The 20744-nt window shown below is 68.9% G+C and carries 14 protein-coding genes, 2 rRNA genes and 1 pseudogene; 7 read left to right on the top strand and 10 right to left on the bottom strand.

Features of this window, described 5'->3' with window-relative positions; translation table 11 throughout:
* The first annotated feature begins 67 nt into the window (after positions 1-67).
* Positions 68-655 carry a GNAT family N-acetyltransferase gene (locus tag R2B38_RS14975; protein ID WP_318016680.1) on the top strand — a complete coding sequence of 196 codons (588 nt, stop codon included), beginning with the start codon at positions 68-70 and terminating at the stop codon, positions 653-655.
* A gap of 69 nt (positions 656-724) precedes the next feature.
* Complete coding sequence (locus R2B38_RS14980) at positions 725-1927, top strand: winged helix-turn-helix domain-containing protein (protein ID WP_318016681.1); 1203 nt, start codon at positions 725-727, stop codon at positions 1925-1927.
* Positions 1928-1968: 41 nt separating this feature from the next.
* Here R2B38_RS14980 and R2B38_RS14985 read toward each other — a convergent pair whose 3' ends face one another.
* The 8 genes and pseudogenes from R2B38_RS14985 to mtnA form a co-directional block, all read right to left on the bottom strand.
* On the bottom strand, positions 1969-2715 hold the full coding sequence (locus R2B38_RS14985) for a response regulator (protein WP_033287181.1): 747 nt from the start codon (positions 2713-2715) through the stop codon (positions 1969-1971).
* A 205-nt stretch (positions 2716-2920) separates the two neighbouring features.
* Positions 2921-3613: a ribosome hibernation-promoting factor, HPF/YfiA family gene (gene hpf, locus R2B38_RS14990; RefSeq protein WP_019056767.1), complete on the bottom strand. Its 693-nt coding sequence runs from the start codon at positions 3611-3613 to the stop codon at positions 2921-2923.
* A 313-nt stretch (positions 3614-3926) separates the two neighbouring features.
* Positions 3927-4325: a ComF family protein gene (locus R2B38_RS14995; RefSeq protein WP_411978614.1), complete on the bottom strand. Its 399-nt coding sequence runs from the start codon at positions 4323-4325 to the stop codon at positions 3927-3929.
* A gap of 729 nt (positions 4326-5054) precedes the next feature.
* Positions 5055-5354 (bottom strand): annotated as a pseudogene (locus tag R2B38_RS15000) (ComF family protein); the annotation flags it as partial.
* A 230-nt stretch (positions 5355-5584) separates the two neighbouring features.
* Entirely contained in the window at positions 5585-7417 is a 1833-nt protein-coding gene (locus R2B38_RS15005) for an LpqB family beta-propeller domain-containing protein (protein ID WP_318016682.1), read from the bottom strand.
* Positions 7407-9494 (bottom strand): MtrAB system histidine kinase MtrB, encoded by a 2088-nt coding sequence (gene mtrB, locus R2B38_RS15010; RefSeq protein ID WP_318016683.1) that lies wholly within the window; start codon positions 9492-9494, stop codon positions 7407-7409. The genes R2B38_RS15005 and mtrB overlap by 11 nt, the downstream gene beginning before the upstream one ends.
* A gap of 1 nt (position 9495) precedes the next feature.
* Positions 9496-10185, bottom strand: coding sequence for a two-component system response regulator MtrA (gene mtrA / locus R2B38_RS15015; protein WP_187284748.1), 690 nt, complete (start codon positions 10183-10185; stop codon positions 9496-9498).
* Positions 10186-10193: 8 nt separating this feature from the next.
* Positions 10194-11333: an S-methyl-5-thioribose-1-phosphate isomerase gene (gene mtnA, locus R2B38_RS15020; protein WP_318016684.1), complete on the bottom strand. Its 1140-nt coding sequence runs from the start codon at positions 11331-11333 to the stop codon at positions 10194-10196.
* A gap of 140 nt (positions 11334-11473) precedes the next feature.
* On the opposite strand from mtnA, the gene R2B38_RS15025 reads away from it, so the two are divergent.
* Genes R2B38_RS15025 through R2B38_RS15045 form a run of 5 tightly spaced genes read left to right on the top strand, consistent with a single transcriptional unit; the run spans position 11474 to position 17126 of the window.
* On the top strand, positions 11474-12847 hold the full coding sequence (locus R2B38_RS15025) for a hypothetical protein (protein ID WP_318016685.1): 1374 nt from the start codon (positions 11474-11476) through the stop codon (positions 12845-12847).
* A gap of 4 nt (positions 12848-12851) precedes the next feature.
* Positions 12852-13637 carry a DUF4129 domain-containing protein gene (locus R2B38_RS15030; protein WP_318016686.1) on the top strand — a complete coding sequence of 262 codons (786 nt, stop codon included), beginning with the start codon at positions 12852-12854 and terminating at the stop codon, positions 13635-13637.
* Positions 13634-14827: a DUF4350 domain-containing protein gene (locus R2B38_RS15035; protein ID WP_318016687.1), complete on the top strand. Its 1194-nt coding sequence runs from the start codon at positions 13634-13636 to the stop codon at positions 14825-14827. Before R2B38_RS15030 ends, R2B38_RS15035 begins: the two co-directional genes overlap by 4 nt.
* Positions 14827-15816 carry a MoxR family ATPase gene (locus tag R2B38_RS15040; RefSeq protein WP_318016688.1) on the top strand — a complete coding sequence of 330 codons (990 nt, stop codon included), beginning with the start codon at positions 14827-14829 and terminating at the stop codon, positions 15814-15816. The genes R2B38_RS15035 and R2B38_RS15040 overlap by 1 nt, the downstream gene beginning before the upstream one ends.
* Positions 15816-17126, top strand: coding sequence for a DUF58 domain-containing protein (locus tag R2B38_RS15045; protein WP_318016689.1), 1311 nt, complete (start codon positions 15816-15818; stop codon positions 17124-17126). The genes R2B38_RS15040 and R2B38_RS15045 overlap by 1 nt, the downstream gene beginning before the upstream one ends.
* Before the next feature lie 108 nt (positions 17127-17234).
* On the opposite strand, the gene rrf is transcribed toward R2B38_RS15045, so the two are convergent.
* Positions 17235-17351, bottom strand: a 5S ribosomal RNA gene (gene rrf / locus R2B38_RS15050).
* Between the two features lie 92 nt (positions 17352-17443).
* Positions 17444-20569: ribosomal RNA gene (locus R2B38_RS15055) — 23S ribosomal RNA — on the bottom strand.
* Positions 20570-20744 lie beyond the last annotated feature (175 nt).

Here is a 20744-nt window from a genome sequence, read left to right on the forward strand (position 1 = left end):
ATGTGATCACCCGCTCACGCAGCGCAAAAGTATGGCGTCCTTGTGCGCCCCCGAGCAGAATCGGCCGATGGAACCCGTCACGCTCACGACCGGCCGTCTCCTCCTGCGCGCCGTCGGCCCGCAGGACACCGGCGTCGTGTATTCCGCCGCCCAGGACCCCGAGATCCAGCGCTGGACGACGATCCCCTCGCCCTACCTCCTGGAGCACGCGCGGAGTTTCACCGAACAACTGGCCCCGGAGGGCTGGGAGAACGGTTCGATGTTCACCTTCGGCGTCTTTCTCCCCGGACTCCCCGGACTCCCCGGAGGGGAGTTGGTGGGCATGCTCGCGATCACGATGCGCTCCCTGGGCGTCGGCGAGGTCGGCTTCTGGGCCACGAAGGAGCACCGCGGCAACGGCTACATCACCGAGGCCACCGTCGCCGTCTCCCGCTGGGCCTTCACCCGCCTGTCGGTCGACCGCGTGGAATGGCGCGCGGAGGTCGGCAACAAGGGCTCTCGCGCGGTGGCCGAACACGCCGGTTTCACCATCGAGGGCACGCTCCGCTCCGCGCTCAACAACAAGGGCGTACGACGGGACTGCTGGGTGGGCTCCCTGCTCCCGTCGGACCTGGGCCTGCCGTCGACGGCGCCGTACCTGCCCACCCAGCCGTAGCGCGACCGCAACGGGACGAATCCCCAGCTCAGCCCACGTTGTCAGTGCCACCCTCTATCGTGCGGAGACATGACGAGTGCCCCGCGCCCCACGACCGACCTGTCGGCAGCCGACGCCCGCCGCATCGCCCTGCGCGCACAGGGTTTCCTCGGCGCCCCCGACCGCCGCGGGGGCGTGCGCGGCGTGCTCCGCCATCTCGGCGCGGTCCAGCTGGACACCATCTCGGTCCTCGCCCGCTCCCACGAACTCATCCCGTACGCCCGCCTCGGCGCCGTCCCCCGCAAGACGGTCGAGGACGCGTACTGGACCACCGCCCCCATTGGCGCGCCTCCGGCACGACCCCACGCCTTCGAGTACTGGTCCCACGCCGCCTGCATCCTCCCCGTCGAGGAGTGGCCGCACTTCGCGTTCCGCCGCCGCGCCTACCGCAGCCGCCCGCACTGGAACCACGACCTCCCCGACGGCACCTACGACCAGGTCATCAAACAACTCCAGACCGAAGGCCCGCTCACTTCAACGGAGTTGGGCGGCGCCAAGCGCACCAGCGAGTGGTGGGACTGGTCCGGCGCCAAGGTCGCCGTCGAGCGCGCGCTCATGTACGGCGAGGTGGTGTGCGTGGAGCGCCGCGGCTGGAAGCGGGTGTACGACCTCGCCGAGCGCGCGATCCCGCAGCCGCTGCTGCACGACGAGCTGGATGACACGGAGTGCCTCCGCCGCCTGGTCAACCTGGCGGGCGTCTCCCTCGGCGTCGGCACGCGCGCGGACATCGCCGACTACCACCGCCTCAAGGGCGAGCAGGTCGACGCGGTGATCGCCGACTCGGGCCTGGTCCCGGTCACCGTCGAGGGCTGGGGCAAGCCCGCCTGGGCGGACCCGGCCGCCCTGGAGACACCCGTGCGCGGCCGCCACCGCACCACCCTCCTGTCCCCGTTCGACTCCCTGATCTGGGAACGGGCCCGCACGGAGCGCATCTTCGGCTTCACCCACCGCCTGGAGGCCTACGTCCCCAAGCCGAAGCGGATCTACGGCTACTTCGCGATGCCGGTGCTCGCCGGAGGCCGACTGGTCGGTCGCGTCGACCCCGCGCGCGAGGGCCGCACCCTGGTGGCGAAGCAGGTCACCCTGGACGGCGTGAAGGCCGTCCCGTCCGTCGCCCAGACCCTGGTCGAGGCCGCGAGCTGGGTGGACTGCACGGACGTACGAGTGGAGCGGGTGGACGCCCCCGAGCTGCGCGCACCCCTCGCCAGGGAACTGGCCCGTCTCCTGGCGTGAAAGGTGGGGCGGGAGACGGTGAGGGGGTGAGACGGCGAGGATCAGCGGATCTCGAGGATCTTCTCCCGCATCGCGTACACGACCGCCTCCATCCTGGAGTGCAGCTGCAGCTTCTCCAGGATGTTGCGCACATGGTTCTTCACGGTGTTCTCGGAGATGAACAACTGCTTGGCGATATCGCGGTTGTTCATTCCGGTGGCGACGAGTTTGAGAACCTCCAGCTCACGGTCGGTGAGCCGGGGCGCGGGCACCAGCCGGCGCTCGTCGGTGCGCTGGATCATCGACTTGAACTCGGTGAGCAGTTTCGACGCCATGGAGGGGCTGATCTGCGACTGTCCGTCGGCCACGGCGCGAATGGCGGTGGCCACTTCGTCGGTCGAGATCTCCTTGAGGAGATAACCCGTCGCGCCCGCCTTGATCGCGTCGTAGAGATCGGCCTCTTCGTCGCTGATCGTGAGCATGATGATTTTCGCGCTGGGCGCCACCTCCTTGATGGAGGTGCACGCCTCGATCCCGCCCCGCTTCGGCATCCGTACGTCCATCAGGACGATGTCCGGCAGCAGATCCGCGGCCTTGTCCACGGCCTCGGCACCGTCGCCCGCCTCGCCGACGACCTGGATGTCCTCCTCGGCCGCCAGCACGATCTCCAGGCCGCGGCGGAAGAGGGCGTGGTCGTCCACGACAAGGACTCTGATCGGCTCCTTGCGTGTCGAGCCCGCTTCCGGGCCCATGCCGACGACGCCGCCGTCGGCATCCCCGACATGCATCGGTCCGAAGCTGTCCGCCATCGTTCCTCCCCCTGAAGGCTGTGGCCTGTGGTCCTGTGCCATCGCCAACCCAAGGCAGCGGCCCACCGGTTGGGCCTGTACGGCCATGATTCCATGCCCGGACGACAGTGCGGTCACGGAGCGGGGCGCGAAGTGGTCGCACACCGGTGCCCCTGGGGGCGCACACGCGCTCCAGGGGCACCGGCTCAGCTGTCTGCCGGGTGGGTCAGCCGCCCAGCGTGCCGCCGGCCGCCGGCGGTTGCGCCTGCGTGACCATCGGGTCCGTGCTGAGGTGGATGACGCCGTAGTCGTAGGCGTGCCGTCGGTAGACGACGCTCGGTTCCTTGGTCTCGGAGTCGACGAACAGGTAGAAGTCGTGTCCGACCAGTTCCATCTCGTAGAGCGCCTGGTCGAGGGACATCGGAGACGCGACGTGGGTCTTCTCGCGGACGACGAGGGGGCCTTCGCCCTTGACCTCCAGCGAGCCGATCTTCTTGGTGGGCACACCGTCCGACTGCTCGTCCGGGACGGCGTGGCCATTGCCGTTGAGCGTCGCGGCGCCCGGGACGTGGTCGGGGACCTCGGCGGCGGTGAGCCGACGGGCACCGCGTCGCGTGTTGCGCTTGTCGTGCTGCTTGCGCAGCCGGGCGTCCAGCTTCTCCGCCGCGAGGTCGAGCGCCGCGTACGGATCGTTGGCCGATGCCTCCGCCCGGATCACCGGACCGCGGGAGCGGAGCGTGATCTCCACTCGGTCACAGCGGTCGGCCTGTCGGGGGTTCGGCTCCTTGGACACCTCCACGTCGAGGCTGATCACCTTGCCGTCGAGCTTCTGGATCTTCTCCAGCTTCAGCTTCTCGGCCACGTGCTTGCGGAACCGCTCGGGCACCTCGGTCTTGCGGCCCTTGACGACGATGTCCACGCAGAACTCCGTTCCCGGATCGCTCCGCTTCGCTGCGGAGCGTCTCCCTTTCGCACCAGGCTCCGGTCACCCCGGAACCTCGGACTCGGTGACTTCCACCTCCTCCTCCCCCATGGGCAAGATCTCCACCCCATGGCCGCGGGTGATTGCAGAAAACCCGCAGCACGGCATTCGGATAGGAGAGGTGCGGCCTGCGCCTTTCTCTCACAACCGAACATATCTCGCCCGGACGGATGTCGTCACCCTCTACCGCGGCGTACCTCCGTTCAGGTGAATTGCTCCTGTCATTACCTGCAACGACGCAAGTCAGCGGTCAGTTCCGGTTTATTTCGAAGGAATCTGGCGACGCCGCGATCACTGCGGCGCAGATCAGGTCAGCGGGGCCGTTCACACTCACGATTCCCGGTGCACTGAGTGCCATGTCCCTCCCGTTCTCCATTGGTCCGCCGTTTGATCCATCGGCGTGTTCCTCTCTGCCTTCCCTGGACGCACGCGCATACACAGCGGCAGTCGCGCCAACTTCTCCGCCGCCCGCGATCGCCTCCCGCACGGCACGCGCCGCCTCCCGCAAGGAGGCCCCGGTCGTCATCAGGTCGTCGACGAGCACCACCGGACCGCCCACGAGCAACCGCGCACCGCCCACGACCACCTCCAGCGCACCGGCGAGATTGTCCAGCCGCTGCCGGGAGTTGAGCCCCGACTGATCGGCCACCCACCGCCGCTGCCGCAACACGGCCACCACCCGGGCCGGCGTCCCGCTCCGCCGCAACTCCCCCGCCGCCGCGAGCGCGATCCGCCGAGCCGGATCATGCCCCCGAGCCCGCACGGTGCTCCGCGCAGAGGGCACGGGGACGAGCAGCACCGGCGCCTGACCGTGCCCCTGTCTCCGGGACGGAACACGACTGGCATCCACGTGCCCACCGGCTTGCGGCTGGCGCTGCCCTGCCTGAACCTGCCCGCCCTGAGCCTGACGATGCGCTGCCCGAGCCTGCCCGCCCTGAGCCTGACGCTGCGCTGCAGGAGCCTGCGCGGCCTCCGCAGCTTGAGCCTGTCGCGTCCGCGGTACCTGGCCATGCCTGCCCGGCACCTGACCTGCCTGACCCCACCCACTCGGCGACGCACCGAACCCCGCACCAAGCCGTGCGCCAAACCCCGCAGTCCCTGCCGATGCCGATGCCCCTGCCCCTGCCCCTGCCCCTGCCCCTGCCCCTGCCCCTGCCAGCCCCATCTCTCCCGTGCCAGGCCCGGCCACCCCCGACCGCGCGCCCCGCCCACTACCGAAGCCGTAATCTCCCGCACCCCACCCCGACCGTTCTGCCCCACCCCGCACCCAACCGCCCCTGTCGGCCTCCTCCCTCAGCTCCCCACCTGCCTGCGCCAAGCCCCCGCCCAGCCCCAGCAAGCCCGTATCCCGCCCCACCACACCCCCATAGCCCTCCACTCCGCACTCCCCAAGCCCCACCCGCACAGCCCCCGCCAGAGCCACACCCAACGCCCCCGCAAGGCCCAGCGCACCCCGTTCCTTGTGGGCGAGGAGCGCCGCCCGCACCTCGTCCGCGTAGGGAGCCGCCGCATACGTCGCCGGCAGCCCAGTCGGCTCGGGCATCGGTCGTACCCGGCTCGGTACGGCCCCGTTCAGGGCGGCACGGCACTCCGGACAGAGCACCGTGCGAGGCCTGCCGCAGCCTCCGCACTCGGCCGGCAGCACCAGATCCGTGAGGTCCCGCCACCAGCCCCGCATGCCCACCACTGTGCCAACACCCCGACCGACCGGCCACCCCTGTGGACAACGGCCTGTGGACAACTCCGCGCAACCGTCAACGGCCGTCACCCACACGGGTGCAGGGCCACCCCGGAACACGCGAACGGCCGCCTCCACCGAGCCTCAGCCCGACCGGAGACGGCCGCTTTCAGTCCGCCACCTCAATGCCTCGACGCGGCAATGCCCCGCCGCGCCGATGCCTCAACGCGTCACCCCGGATAGACCGGCGCCGACCCCGTCTTGACGACCTTCTGCCACTGCGCCCCGCTGGACAGCCGTACGATCCCGTCCTCCGAGTAGGCCACCAGCGGCAGCTTGTCGTCCTCGGACGCGGCGATCTCCTTCACTCCGGTCAGAGCTGCGGGCGCCGGGCCCTCCGGGGTGGAGCCGTCGACCTGGACGTACCGCATCTGCACCACGCCCTCGTGCTCACGCCCCACCACCACGAGCCGGCTGTCACCGGCCCACGACATGGCCGTGATCTCCTCCAGGTCCGGGGTGACGGACCGCAGTTCGAGAACCGAGATCACCGGTGTCTCCCCCGCCGCCCCGCTCCGCTGGATCCGCCCGACGAGCAGGGACCGCTTGCCGTTCTTCTCCACGACGAGCGCGATCCGCACCCCATCGGCGGCCACCCGCACCGACTCGATACGGCCGTCCAGCCCGGGCATCTCCACCGCTATCGGCTGCCCCGCGCCCTTCTGCAGCAGGAGCAGCCGGGGCTTCTTCGGGTCCCGGTCGGCCACCCAGAGGTCGCCCTGCGCGTCCCAGCTGGGAGCCGTCAGCCGGTCGTCCTCCGTCTTGCCCTGGCTGGTCAGCACGGGGTCGCCGAGCGAGGCACCGGACACCATCGACCCGACGTAGAGCGACTTCCCGTCGAGACCGACCCCGGCCCCGGTCTCCTCGTCGCGCGACACCGCCACCGACCGCAGCTGCGTCTCGCCCTCGCCCAGCGCGCCCGGCACCGGATCGGCGTGCGCGCCGGCGCTGGACATCCGTACCACGCGGTGCTTGTCGTCGAGGAAGTACAGGTACGCGGGCCGGTTCACGGCACCGTGTGCCGCGAGGGTGTCCGCGTTGCCCTCGTTGTAGACGCACAACTGCGCACCGTCGGCGGCCTGCAGCTCGACCTTGTCCACCGTGGGCGTCATGGTCCGGAGCGTGAAGAGGATCTGCGTGGCCATCTCGTCGCACCGGGCCGGCCCCACCCGCGAGGTCTTCTGGTTCAACGGGACCGTCAGCTTGTTCTGGTCGTCGGGCGTCAACGAGGTGACGCCCTTCCGCAGCGCCGTCCCCGTAGGGAAGCTCGATCTGACCACGGGTCCGAGCCAACTGGTGGGCCCCTTCAGGAGCGAGCGCACCATCTGCGTCATGGGGTCCACCCGCCGCCGTACGAACACGGGGTCGGCGACCGCGATGGGCTGGGAGCTCGTCCCGGCCGACGTGTTCGACGCGAAGTAGTACTTGTTGACCGACATGTAGTTGCGCTGGAAGTCCGACTCGCCCATGACGACGCCCTGCGGCAGATCGTCGATGCGCCACTGGCCGCTCTTCGCGTCCTTCGTCAGGTGTACGGCCTTGCTGTACTGCCCGTCCGCCGGCGCGTACGCCTGCTGGGAGTCCACTGTGGCGACCCGGTCGCCGGTCAGGGTGTACGTGAAGGTGCCGGTGTCCTCCCGGCCGACCGGGGGACGGACGGGCTCGGTGCTCGGCCCGTCGGCGAGCACCGTGGTGGACAGCTCCGGCTGCCAGTCCCGCGCGGCCTTCGCGGACAGGTACATGCGCGCCGTCTTGTAGTTCGGATCGTCGCTGGTCAGCGCCTCCAGGAAGCCCTGCACGATCTCCCCCTGCGACGCGTCCTCCCGGGGCGGCATCGCGAAAACGCGCACCTGGGTGTCCTGCCGGGGCGTCGACTCGACCCCCCGCAGATCCCCGCTGTCGGGCATCGAGGCACACCCCGCCAGCACTACGACGCCCATCGCGACGTACGCCGCCGCGCGTGCCGGCTTCCGCCGGGCGCCCCCCGCGCGGTCAGCGCCCACGAGATGCCTCCCCCTGCTTGTTCGAGTCCTCCGGCACGGCGGCCGGGTCCGTCGTGCTGCCCGCGGCCTCGCTCCGGGCCGGATCCGCCGACGACCGGTCCTCCTGCCGCCGGGTGCCGCCGGTGGGCCGGGGCACCACACGCGCGCCGTTGCCGGGCAGCGCCGTCGGGTCCGCCGTGGCGGTCGTGGCGCCCATCCTCGGGGCGATCGGGGTCCGCGCGGACATCGGCGATCCCTGGTCACCCATCGGCTGCACCGGGACTGTCGCACGCTTGTCACCGCCCCCGCTCGGCAGACCGGCGTCATTAAGTCCACGATTACGGCGTGAGTCCTTGGGCTCCAGGGGTATCGGCGAGCCCCGTAGCGGTTCGTCCGCGGTTCGCGGCAGCGTCAGCCGGAACTGCGAGCCGCCGCCCGGCTCCCCCCACGCCTGCAGCCAGCCGCCGTGCAGCCGCGCGTCCTCCAGGGCGATGGACAGCCCCAGACCCGTACCACCGGTGGTACGCGCGCGTGCCGGGTCGGCCCGCCAGAAGCGGCTGAACACCCGGGTCGCCTCACCGGGCTTGAGCCCGACTCCGTAGTCGCGCACCGCGATGGCGACCGCCCCGCCCGCGGTGGCGAGCTTGACTATGACGTCCTTGCCGTCGCCGTGCTCCACGGCGTTGACGACGAGATTGCGCAGCACCCGCTCCACCCGCCGGGCATCCGCCTCGGCCACCACGGGCTGCTGGTCGCCGACGACGCGTATCTGCGTGCCCTTGCGCTCGGCGAGCGGCGCGGCGCCGCTGAGAACCCGCCGTACGACCACTCTGAGGTCTATCGGCTCGGCCTCCAGGGCCGCCGCGCCCGCGTCGAAGCGGCTGATCTCCAGCAGGTCCGCGAGCAGCGTCTCGAACCGGTCCAGCTGGTCGGCCAGCAGTTCGGCCGACCGCGCGGTCATCGGATCGAAGTCCACGCGCGCGTCGTGGATGACATCGGCCGCCATGCGTACGGTCGTCAGCGGCGTCCGCAGCTCGTGCGACACGTCGGACACGAACCGCCGCTGCATCCGCGACAGGTCCTCCAGCTGCTGGATCTTCAACTGGAGGTTCTGCGCCATCTTGTTGAAGGCCTCGCCGAGCCGCGCGATGTCATCCTCACCGGTGACCTTCATGCGCTCCTGTAGGCGCCCGGCGGACAGCCGCTCCGCGATCCCGGCGGCCATCCGCACCGGCGTGACGACCTGCCGCACGACCAGCCAGGCGATGGCCCCCAGGAGTACGACGACGAAGAGCCCGGCCGTGGCAAGGGTCCCCTTGACCAGGCTGAGCGACTTCTCCTCCTGGGTGAGCGGGAAGAGGTAGTACAGCTGGTAGGGGTCGCCGTTCGGGTCGTTGACCTGCTTGCCCACGACCAGCGCCGGCTGGGACTCCTTGCCGTTGCTGTAGATGATGCGGGTGTAGCTCTGGGCGGCCGTCGTACGGTCGTTGACCCGCGCGCGCAGGTCCTCGGGCACGCTCGCGGACGGGTCGACGTACCCGGAGCCGCGCGGGCTGCGTCCGCTGCCGCTGTCCATGCCCGCGGGAAGTGTCACCACGTCGAAGGCGCCCTGGCCGCCGCTGGACAGCGACGACACGAGGTCACTCATCCAGGAGATGACGTTCTGGGAGGAACCGTCGTCGGTCGTGGATCCGTCGGCGGCGGCACCGCTGCCCGCTTCGTCGGCCCGCTGCTTGGCCACGGCGAAGCCGCCCGTGGCCTGACTCTGCGAGGCCTTCACCTTGGCGTCCAGCAGTCCGTTGCGCACCTGGCCGATGACGACGAAGCCCAGCAGGAGGACGACGCCCAGCGACATCAGCAGGGTCGTGACGACGACCTTGAGCTGGATGTTGCGCCGCCACAGCCGCATGACCGGCAGCAGCGGCCTGCGCACCCAGCGCATGAACAGGCGCAGGACCGGGCTGCCCTGGACCCCGCCCTGCAGCAGCACGCCCTCCCACAGGCGTCCCCAGCGGGAGCCCGCCGCCGTCCGGCCGACAGGCCGCCCCGCGCGGGCCCCGGACCCCCCGGGTGCCGAAGCGGCACTGTCCCTGGACATGTCAGCTCGGTCCCGCCTTGTAACCGACGCCGCGGACGGTCACCACGATCTCCGGCCGCTCCGGGTCCTTCTCGACCTTGGAGCGCAGCCGCTGGACGTGCACGTTCACCAGCCGGGTGTCGGCCGCGTGTCGGTAGCCCCAGACCTGCTCCAGGAGCACCTCACGCGTGAACACCTGCCACGGCTTACGGGCCAGCGCGACCAGCAGGTCGAACTCCAGCGGGGTCAGGGCGATCGACTGCCCGTCCCGCTTCACGGAGTGACCGGCCACGTCGATGACCAGATCGCCTATGGCGAGCTGCTCGGGCGCCGGCTCCTCCGACCTCCGCAGCCGCGCCCGGATCCGGGCGACCAGCTCCTTCGGCTTGAACGGCTTCACGATGTAGTCGTCAGCGCCGGACTCCAGGCCCACCACGACATCGACGGTGTCGCTCTTCGCCGTGAGCATCACGATCGGCACCCCGGACTCCGCCCTGATCAGGCGGCACACCTCGATACCGTCCCGTCCGGGCAGCATCAGGTCCAGGAGCACCAGGTCGGGCTTGCTCTCACGGAAAGCGGCCAGCGCCTTGTCGCCGTCGGCTACGAAAGACGGCTCAAAACCTTCACCACGCAACACAATGCCGAGCATCTCGGCCAGTGCGGTGTCGTCATCGACGACAAGGACTCGTCCCTTCATAAACGACATCATCCCATTAACTAAATCGTTACCTGTCGTGACCTGTCACACAGCTCTGCCAGCGCCTCCGCCGTCACGGGCGAAACAGCGCCTTCTTCGGTGACGATCGCCGTCACCAGCTCGGGAGGCGTCACGTCGAACGCCGGGTTGTACGCCTGCGTCCCCAGCGGTGCCACCGGAATCCCGCCTCCCGCTCCCGACACCGTCACTTGGGGTGACGTGATCTCCGTCACTTCGAAGCCGGGGCGCTGCTCCACCTCGATGGACGCCCCGTCCGGCGTGTCCATATCCACCGTCGTCACCGGCGCCACCACGATGAACGGCACATGGTGGTACCGGGCGAGCACGGCGAGCGGATAGCTCCCCACCTTGTTCGCCACCGAACCGTCGGCGGCGATCCGGTCCGCCCCGATCAGTACCGCGTCCACCTCCCCGGCCGCGAACAAAGAGCCCGCCGCGTTGTCCGTGAGCAAGGTGTACGCCATTCCGTTGCGTGCCGCCTCATACGCCGTCAGGCGAGCACCTTGCAGCAACGGACGCGTTTCGTCCACCCACAGCCGCCTCAGCCGCCCGTCCCGGTGCGCCGCGAGCGCCACCGCGAAGGCCGTGCCCTCCCCTCCCGACACCAGTGCCCCGGTGTTGCAGTGGGTCAGAATCCGGTGCCCGCCGCCGGGCAGCAGCTCGTCCAGCAGGACCAGCCCGTGCGCGGCCATCCGCGCGCTGGCCTCGGCGTCCTCCCGGTGCAACCGCCTGGCCGCCGCCAACGCGGCCTCCGCCGCCCGCTCGGCGCCACCGCCCTCGGCGAGCGCGGCCCGGTGCGCGGCCTGCGCCCTGCGCACGCCGACGGAGAGGTTCACCGCGGTGGGCCGGGCGCCCGCCAGGGCGATCGCGGCCTCGTCCACGTCGAAGCCCCGCGCGGCGGCGAGCGCGACGCCGTACGCCCCCGCGATGCCGAGCAGCGGTGCCCCGCGCACCGCCAACGAACGGATCGCGTCCACCAGCGCGGACGCGTCCGTGCACACCAGCTCGACCTCCTCGGCAGGCAGTCTCGTCTGGTCGAGCAGGACCAGCACAGGTCCCTCGGGGGGTTCGTCCCAACGGATCGCGGGTATCTCGGTCGGCCGGCCGTCCTCGCCGGATTGCGCGTACTGATCAGCCATGCGGTCAGTCTGCCCCGTATCCGGCGGACAATTGAAGGTGTGCAGCCCATACCGCGGCCGGTCACCGCTCGACCACCCCATGGCACGATGGCTGCCAACCTGCCGCCGCGCCCGCGGACGGGCACCGTGAAGGAGCGACGATGAACGACACTCCGGGCTGGGCCTCGCCCGGATCCGCCCCGCCCGACGGGCCCGAGCCCGGCGCGTCCGGTCCCGCCGAGCCGGCCGACGGCCCCGGTCCCGCACAGCCCGCGGACCAGCAGGGCACGGACCCGTCGGGCCCCGGCCCGCAGTGGTCCAAGGAGCAGCCGCCACCCGCCCAGTGGTCCGCGCCCACCGGCGCCCCCGGCCAGGGCCAGGCACCCCCGCCTCCACCGCCGGGCCCGGGCTGGGGCGGCGGCCACCCCGGCGGCCCGGCCGGCCCCGGAGGCCCTGGGGGATACGGCGGCTACGGAGGGTACGGCGCTCCCGGCGGCAACGGCGGTCCCGGCGGCTGGGGAACAGGCTGGGGTGGCCCCCCGCCCGCGGCCAAGCCCGGTGTCATCCCGCTCCGCCCGCTCGGCGTGGGCGAGATCCTCGACGGCGCCGTCTCCACCATGCGCACCTACTGGCGCACGGTCCTGGGCGTCTCGCTCAGCGTCGCCGTCGTCATGCAGACCATCGTCGTCCTCGTCCAGGGCTTCGCCTTCAACGACCTCGCCAGCACCAACGCCCTCGACGACCCGAACGCCAGCGCCTCCGAAGTGACCCGCGCCATGAGCGAGGCCTTCCTCAGCACCGGCGTCGTCTACCTGGTCGTCCTCGTCGGCACCGTCGTCGCCACCGCCCTGCTCACCTCGGTCACCAGCCGCGCCGTGCTCGGCAAGCCGGTCACCGCCGGAGAGGCCTGGCGCGACGCCCGGCCCCAGGTGCTCAAGCTGTTCGGCCTGATCTGCCTGCTGCTCCTCATGGCCGTCGTCCTGATCGGCGTCCCCACCGTGCCGGGCATCATCGTGGCCGTCACCGGGTCGCAGGACGGGGGCATCGCGCTCGCCGTCCTCGGTGGCCTCGCCGGCTGCGTCGTCACCCTGTGGCTGGCGATCCGCTTCTCCCTGGCCTCGCCCGCGCTCATGCTCGAGAAGCAGGGCATCATCAAGTCGATGAGCCGCTCGGCGAAGCTGGTGCACGGCTCCTGGTGGCGAATCTTCGGCATCCAGCTGCTCGCCCAGATCATCGCGAGCATCCTGTCGTCCATCCTCGTCATCCCGTTCGCCTTCATCGCCGGCCTGTTCAGCGGCGACGGCATCGGCGGCCTCGTCGACGGCACCGGCGGCCTCGGCTGGACGTTCCTCATCATCAGCGGCCTCGGCTCGGTGATCGGCCGCATGATCGCGTTCCCGATCACGGCGGGCGTCACCGTGCTCCTGTACATCGACCAGCGCATCCGCCGCGAGGCCCTCGACCTCGACCTGGCCCGCGCCGCCGGCGTCCAGGACTACGGCACCGCCGCCCCCGGCCCCACTCCGGGGAGCTGATGCGGTGAGCCTGGCGGGGGGAGTTCTCACAGCGGTACCCACGGCGCTGCCGCGTGCCGTCGAATCGGCTACGGGGGCACTGCTGCGCGCCCACGGCACAGTCGTACGGTCATCAGCCCTCTCGGGCGACGAGCCGCCGGTGACGATCCCGCGCGACCCCGCGCGGGAGGCGGCCCGGCGTGAACTGTCCAAGCGGATGTACCACGAGAACGACCCCAGCCTGGTGCAACGGGCCCTGGACGCCGTCTCGCACTGGATCGACAAACTGTTCAGCGGGGCGTCGCAGGCGGCCCCCGGCGGCACGCTCGGCCTGGTCGTCGTCACCCTGGCCGTCCTCGCGGTCGGGGCCGCCCTGTGGTGGCGCCTCGGCACCCCGCGCCGCGAACCCGTCTCCGCCGCCGCCCTGTTCGAGGACGGCCCCCGCAGCGCCGCCGAACACCGCGCGGCCGCCGAGGCACACGCCGCCCAGGGACACTGGAACCCCGCCGTGCAGGAACGCATGCGTGCCATCGTCCGCGCCCTGGAGGAACGGGCCCTGCTCGACGCCCGCCCCGGCCGCACAGCCGACGAAGCCGTCGCGGAAGCCGGCCGCGCCCTGCCCTCGCACACCGTCGAACTCCGTGCCGCCGCCGCGCACTTCGACGACGTGACGTACGGCGGACGCGGCGCGAGCGAGCAGTCGTACCGCCGCATGGCCGAACTCGACCGCGACCTGGAGCGCACCAGGCCCGTCCTCACGAGCAGCGCCCACAGCACGGCCCACCAGACCAGCCAGGGGGTCGCCGAATGACCGCGGAGGCCACGCTTCCCGCCACCTCGGCCTCGCCGACCGCCCGCCAGGTGTGGACTCGCGCGCGGGGCATCCTCCTCGCGCTCGTGATCCTCCTGGCGGCCGCCGTCGCGATCGCCGCGATCCGCTCCGACGAACGCCACGGCGACCTCGACCCGCGCTCCGCCGACCCCTACGGCAGCCGCGCGGTCGCCGAACTCCTCGGCGACCGGGGCGTGTCCACGCGCGTGGTCACCACCCTCGCCCAGGCCCGCGCCGCGGCCGGCCCGGACACCACCCTCCTGGTCGCCGTCCCCGACCTGCTGACCGAGCGCCAGCAGTCCGGCCTGCACACGGCGTTCGCCGACTCCGGCAGCCGTACCGTCCTCGTCGCCCCCGGTCCCGCGTCCCTGCCCCAGCTGGCCCCCGAGGTCACCGCGGACGCCGGAACCAGTTTCGACACACTGCTGTCCCCCGACTGCTCCCTGCCCGCCGCCCAGCGCGCGGGCGACGCGGAGACCGGCGACTACCGGTACACGACCACCACTGCCGACGCCGACGAGTGCTACGCCAACGACGGCCGACCGACCCTGCTCCGGCTGCCGGACGCCTCCGGGAGCGGCGACACCGTCGTCATCGGCTCGCCCGACATCCTCCTCAACAAGCGTCTCGACAAGCAGGGCAACGCCTCGCTCGCCCTCCAACTCCTCGGCTCCCGCCCCCATCTGGTCTGGTACCTCCCCTCGCTGTCCGACACCTCGGCCACCGACTCCGGCAGCCAGAGCTTCTTCGACCTGCTCCCCTCGGGCTGGCTCTGGGGCACCCTGCAGTTGTTCATCGCCGCAGCCGTGGCCGCCCTGTGGCGGGCACGCCGACTGGGCCCCCTGGTGCCCGAGAAACTCCCCGTGGCGATCCGCGCCTCCGAGACCGTCGAAGGCCGCGCCCGCCTCTACCGCAAGGCCAACGCCCGCGACCGCGCGGCCAACGCCCTGCGCTCCACCACCCGCACCCGCCTCGCCCCCCTCGTCGGCGTCCCCGTCTCCCAGGCGCACGCGCCCGAAGCCCTGCTCCCCGCGCTCTCCGCCCACCTCCACGGCGACGGACAGACCCTGCACGCCCTCCTCTTCGGCCCGCCGCCCAGCGACGACGCGGCCCTCATCGCACTTGCCGACCAACTCGACGCCCTCGAAAGAGAGGTACGCCGTTCATGATGGACCCGACCACTGACAACGCCGGGACCACGGGGAATCCGGACGCCGCCCGGGCCTCCCTCGAATCCCTGCGAGCCGAGATCGCCAAAGCCGTGGTCGGCCAGGACCCCGCCGTGACCGGCCTCGTCGTCGCCCTCCTCTGCCGCGGACACGTTCTCCTAGAAGGAGTCCCTGGAGTAGCCAAAACGTTGCTCGTCCGCGCCCTCGCATCCGCGCTCGAACTCGATACCAAGCGCATCCAGTTCACCCCGGACCTGATGCCGAGCGACGTCACCGGCTCCCTGGTCTACGACACGCGCTCCGCCGAGTTCCGCTTCCAGCCCGGCCCGGTCTTCACCAACCTGCTCCTCGCGGACGAGATCAACCGCACCCCTCCGAAGACCCAGTCGTCCCTCCTTGAAGCCATGGAGGAACGCCAGGTCACGGTCGACGGCACCCCGCGCCCGCTCCCCGACCCGTTCCTGGTCGCCGCGACGCAGAACCCCGTCGAGTACGAGGGCACGTACCCCCTCCCCGAGGCCCAACTCGACCGCTTCCTCCTCAAACTGACGATCCCTCTCCCCTCCCGCCAGGACGAGATCGACGTCCTCACCCGCCACGCCGAGGGCTTCAACCCGCGCGACCTGCACGCCGCCGGCCTGCGCCCCGTAGCGAACGCGGCCGATCTCGAAGCAGCCCGCGCGGCGGTCGCCAAAACAACAATCTCCCCCGAAATCACCGCCTACGTAGTCGACATCTGCCGCGCCACCCGCGAATCGCCGTCCCTCACCCTCGGCGTGTCCCCGCGCGGCGCCACCGCCCTCCTGGCCACCTCGCGCGCGTGGGCGTGGCTCACTGGCCGCGACTACGTCATCCCGGACGACGTGAAGGCCCTGGCGCTCCCCACCCTCCGCCACCGCGTGCAACTGCGCCCCGAGGCCGAGATGGAGGGCGTGACGGCGGACTCGGTCATCAACGCGATCCTCGCCCACGTCCCGGTCCCCCGCTGATGGCTCTCACCGGACGCGCCGCCCTCCTCGCAGCCCTGGGCTCCCTCCCCGTAGGCATCTGGGAACCCAGCTGGACGGGCATCCTCGCCGTCAACGCCCCCCTGGCGGTGGCCTGCGCCTGCGACTTCGCCCTGGCCGCCCCGGTACGCCACCTGAGCCTCACCCGCTCGGGCGACACCTCCGTACGCCTGGGCGAATCCGCCGACGTGACCCTGACGGTCACCAACCCGTCCCGCCGCCCACTCCGCGCCCGCATCCGCGACGCCTGGCCCCCCAGCAGCTGGCTCCCAGGCACCGAATTCGCCGCGTCCCGCCACCGCCTGACGGTCCCACCCGGCGAACGCCGCCGCCTCACCACCCGCCTACGCCCCACCCGCCGCGGCGACCGCCACGCAGACCGAGTGACAATCCGTTCCTACGGCCCCCTCGGCCTCCTTACCCGCCAAGGCACCCACACGGTCCCCTGGGCGGTCCGCGTCCTGCCTCCATTCACCAGCCGCAAGCACCTCCCCTCGAAACTGGCCCGCCTGCGCGAGCTCGACGGCCGCACCAGCGTCCTGACCCGCGGCGAAGGCACGGAATTCGACAGCCTGCGCGAGTACGTCCCCGGTGACGACACCCGCTCCATCGACTGGCGCGCCACCGCCCGGCAAACGACGGTCGCGGTACGCACCTGGCGCCCGGAACGCGACCGCCACATCCTCCTGGTCCTCGACACCGGCCGCACCTCAGCGGGCCGCGTCGGCGACGCACCCCGCCTCGACGCCTCCATGGACGCCGCCCTGCTCCTCGCAGCCCTGGCATCCCGCGCCGGCGACCGCGTGGACCTCCTCGCCTACGACCGCCGGGTCCGCGCCCTCGTCCAGGGCCGCACGGCCCGTGACGTGCTCCCGTCACTGGTCAACGCGATGGCAACACTCGAACCCGAACTCGTCGAAACAGACGCCCGAGCCCTGGCAGCCACCGCGATCCGCACGGCACCCCGCCGCTCCCTGATCGTCCTTCTGACAAGCCTCGACACGGCCCCGGTCGAGGAGGGCCTGCTCCCCGTCCTCACCCAACTCACCCAGCGCCATACGGTTCTGGTGGCATCCGTGGCAGATCCCCACATCGCCCGCATGGCCACGGCCCGTGGCAACACGGAGGCGGTCTACGAGGCGGCGGCCGCGGCACGTGCCCAGACCGAACGGGACCGCACCGCGGCAAAACTCCGCCGAGCCGGCGTCACCATCGTCGACGCAACACCGGACGATCTCGCGCCGGCACTCGCGGACGCATATCTGGCCCTCAAGAGCGCGGGCCGTCTGTAAGACAGCGGGCCCTGCTTGAAAAAGTAGAGCCCTTTACAGAATTCAGGAGCCCTTAAACGCAGAAAACCCCCGTACCGAATTAACGGTACGGGGGTTTTCGCAATATTTGTTCGGCGGCGTCCTACTCTCCCACAGGGTCCCCCCTGCAGTACCATCGGCGCTGTAAGGCTTAGCTTCCGGGTTCGGAATGTAACCGGGCGTTTCCCTCACGCTATGACCACCGAAACACTATGAAACAGACAACCGCACCACACCCGGTGGCCCCGGGCATGGGGTTGTTCGTGGTTTCAGAACCAACACAGTGGACGCGAGCAACTGAGGACAAGCCCTCGGCCTATTAGTACCGGTCACCTCCACCCATTACTGGGCTTCCAGATCCGGCCTATCAACCCAGTCGTCTACTGGGAGCCTTAACCCCTCAAAGGGGGTGGGAACACTCATCTCGAAGCAGGCTTCCCGCTTAGATGCTTTCAGCGGTTATCCCTCCCGAACGTAGCCAACCAGCCATGCCCTTGGCAGAACAACTGGCACACCAGAGGTTCGTCCGTCCCGGTCCTCTCGTACTAGGGACAGCCCTTCTCAATGTTCCTGCGCGCGCAGCGGATAGGGACCGAACTGTCTCACGACGTTCTAAACCCAGCTCGCGTACCGCTTTAATGGGCGAACAGCCCAACCCTTGGGACCGACTCCAGCCCCAGGATGCGACGAGCCGACATCGAGGTGCCAAACCATCCCGTCGATATGGACTCTTGGGGAAGATCAGCCTGTTATCCCCGGGGTACCTTTTATCCGTTGAGCGACGGCGCTTCCACAAGCCACCGCCGGATCACTAGTCCCGACTTTCGTCCCTGCTCGACCCGTCGGTCTCACAGTCAAGCTCCCTTGTGCACTTACACTCAACACCTGATTGCCAACCAGGCTGAGGGAACCTTTGGGCGCCTCCGTTACTCTTTAGGAGGCAACCGCCCCAGTTAAACTACCCATCAGACACTGTCCCTGATCCGGATCACGGACCCAGGTTAGACATCCAGCACGACCAGACTGGTATTTCAACGACGACTCCACCCACACTGGCGTGTGAGCTTCAAAGTCTCCCAGCTATCCTACACAAGCCGAACCGAACACCAATATCAAACTGTAGTAAAGGTCCCGGGGTCTTTCCGTCCTGCTGCGCGAAACGAGCATCTTTACTCGTAGTGCAATTTCACCGGGCCTATGGTTGAGACAGTCGAGAAGTCGTTACGCCATTCGTGCAGGTCGGAACTTACCCGACAAGGAATTTCGCTACCTTAGGATGGTTATAGTTACCACCGCCGTTTACTGGCGCTTAAGTTCTCAGCTTCGCCACCCCGAAGAGTGACTAACCGGTCCCCTTAACGTTCCAGCACCGGGCAGGCGTCAGTCCGTATACATCGCCTTACGGCTTCGCACGGACCTGTGTTTTTAGTAAACAGTCGCTTCTCGCTGGTCTCTGCGGCCACCCCCAGCTCAAGGAGTAAATCCTCTCACCGGTGATGGCCCCCCTTCTCCCGAAGTTACGGGGGCATTTTGCCGAGTTCCTTAACCATAGTTCACCCGAACGCCTCGGTATTCTCTACCTGACCACCTGAGTCGGTTTAGGGTACGGGCCGCCATGAAACTCGCTAGAGGCTTTTCTCGACAGCATAGGATCATCCACTTCACCACAATCGGCTCGGCATCAGGTCTCAGACTATGTGTGATCCGGATTTGCCTAGACCACGTCCTACACCCTTACCCCGGGACAACCACCGCCCGGGATGGACTACCTTCCTGCGTCACCCCATCACTCACCTACTAACCGCTTGGGCCGGCGGCTCCACCACTTTCCATTCCCCGAAGGGTCCGGAACGGCTTCACGGCCTTAGCATCACGATGCTCGATGTTTGACGCTTCACAGCGGGTACCGGAATATCAACCGGTTATCCATCGACTACGCCTGTCGGCCTCGCCTTAGGTCCCGACTTACCCTGGGCAGATCAGCTTGACCCAGGAACCCTTAGTCAATCGGCGCACACGTTTCTCACGTGTGTATCGCTACTCATGCCTGCATTCTCACTCGTGAACCGTCCACCACTAGCTTCCGCTGCGGCTTCACCCGGCACACGACGCTCCCCTACCCATCCCAGCACCCGTTGGGGCTTAATTGCTGGAATGACACGACTTCGGCGGTACGCTTGAGCCCCGCTACATTGTCGGCGCGGAATCACTAGACCAGTGAGCTATTACGCACTCTTTCAAGGGTGGCTGCTTCTAAGCCAACCTCCTGGTTGTCTCTGCGACTCCACATCCTTTCCCACTTAGCGTACGCTTAGGGGCCTTAGTCGATGCTCTGGGCTGTTTCCCTCTCGACCATGGAGCTTATCCCCCACAGTCTCACTGCCGTGCTCTCACTTACCGGCATTCGGAGTTTGGCTAAGGTCAGTAACCCGGTAGGGCCCATCGCCTATCCAGTGCTCTACCTCCGGCAAGAAACACACGACGCTGCACCTAAATGCATTTCGGGGAGAACCAGCTATCACGGAGTTTGATTGGCCTTTCACCCCTAACCACAGGTCATCCCCCAGGTTTTCAACCCTGGTGGGTTCGGTCCTCCACGAAGTCTTACCTCCGCTTCAACCTGCCCATGGCTAGATCACTCCGCTTCGGGTCTTGAGCGCGCTACTATATCGCCCTGTTCGGACTCGCTTTCGCTACGGCTTCCCCACACGGGTTAACCTCGCAACACACCGCAAACTCGCAGGCTCATTCTTCAAAAGGCACGCAGTCACGACGCACCAAGTAAACTTGATGCGCGACGCTCCCACGGCTTGTAGGCACACGGTTTCAGGTACTATTTCACTCCGCTCCCGCGGTACTTTTCACCATTCCCTCACGGTACTATCCGCTATCGGTCACCAGGGAATATTTAGGCTTAGCGGGTGGTCCCGCCAGATTCACACGGGATTTCTCGGGCCCCGTGCTACTTGGGTGTCTCTCAAACGAGCCGTTGACGTTTCGACTACGGGGGTCTTACCCTCTACGCCGGACCTTTCGCATGTCCTTCGCCTACATCAACGGTTTCTGACTCGTCCTGTCGCCGGCAGACGACAGAAGAGAGATCCCACAACCCCGTATACGCAACCCCTGCCGGGTCTCACACGCATACGGTTTGGCCTCATCCGGTTTCGCTCGCCACTACTCCCGGAATCACGGTTGTTTTCTCTTCCTGCGGGTACTGAGATGTTTCACTTCCCCGCGTTCCCTCCACTTGCCCTATGTGTTCAGGCAAGGGTGACAGCCCATGACGACTGCCGGGTTTCCCCATTCGGAAACCCCCGGATCAAAGCCTGGTTGACGACTCCCCGGGGACTATCGTGGCCTCCCACGTCCTTCATCGGTTCCTGGTGCCAAGGCATCCACCGTGCGCCCTTAAAAACTTGGCCACAGATGCTCGCGTCCACTGTGCAGTTCTCAAACAACGACCAACCACCCGTCACACACCACTCACGCGATGTTTTACCGGGGTCGGCACTGAAGGAAGTTCATTCCCTCAGACACCCAACAGCGTGCCCGGCCCTGTCGCCACTCCTGATCAGCTTTCCACGCCCCGAAGAGCAG

This window comes from Streptomyces sp. N50 (genome assembly GCF_033335955.1).
Taxonomy (GTDB): domain Bacteria; phylum Actinomycetota; class Actinomycetes; order Streptomycetales; family Streptomycetaceae; genus Streptomyces.

Excerpts from the sequence above, each read along its gene's own strand:
- R2B38_RS14975 (WP_318016680.1), top strand. The coding sequence starts at position 68 with ATGGAACCCGTCACGCTCACGACCGGCCGTCTCCTCCTGCGCGCCGTC.
- R2B38_RS14980 (WP_318016681.1), top strand. The coding sequence starts at position 725 with ATGACGAGTGCCCCGCGCCCCACGACCGACCTGTCGGCAGCCGACGCC.
- R2B38_RS14985 (WP_033287181.1), bottom strand. The coding sequence starts at position 2,715 with ATGGCGGACAGCTTCGGACCGATGCATGTCGGGGATGCCGACGGCGGC.
- mtrB (WP_318016683.1), bottom strand. The coding sequence starts at position 9,494 with ATGTCCAGGGACAGTGCCGCTTCGGCACCCGGGGGGTCCGGGGCCCGC.
- mtrA (WP_187284748.1), bottom strand. The coding sequence starts at position 10,185 with ATGATGTCGTTTATGAAGGGACGAGTCCTTGTCGTCGATGACGACACC.
- mtnA (WP_318016684.1), bottom strand. The coding sequence starts at position 11,333 with ATGGCTGATCAGTACGCGCAATCCGGCGAGGACGGCCGGCCGACCGAG.
- R2B38_RS15025 (WP_318016685.1), top strand. The coding sequence starts at position 11,474 with ATGAACGACACTCCGGGCTGGGCCTCGCCCGGATCCGCCCCGCCCGAC.
- R2B38_RS15035 (WP_318016687.1), top strand. The coding sequence starts at position 13,634 with ATGACCGCGGAGGCCACGCTTCCCGCCACCTCGGCCTCGCCGACCGCC.
- R2B38_RS15040 (WP_318016688.1), top strand. The coding sequence starts at position 14,827 with ATGGACCCGACCACTGACAACGCCGGGACCACGGGGAATCCGGACGCC.
- R2B38_RS15045 (WP_318016689.1), top strand. The coding sequence starts at position 15,816 with ATGGCTCTCACCGGACGCGCCGCCCTCCTCGCAGCCCTGGGCTCCCTC.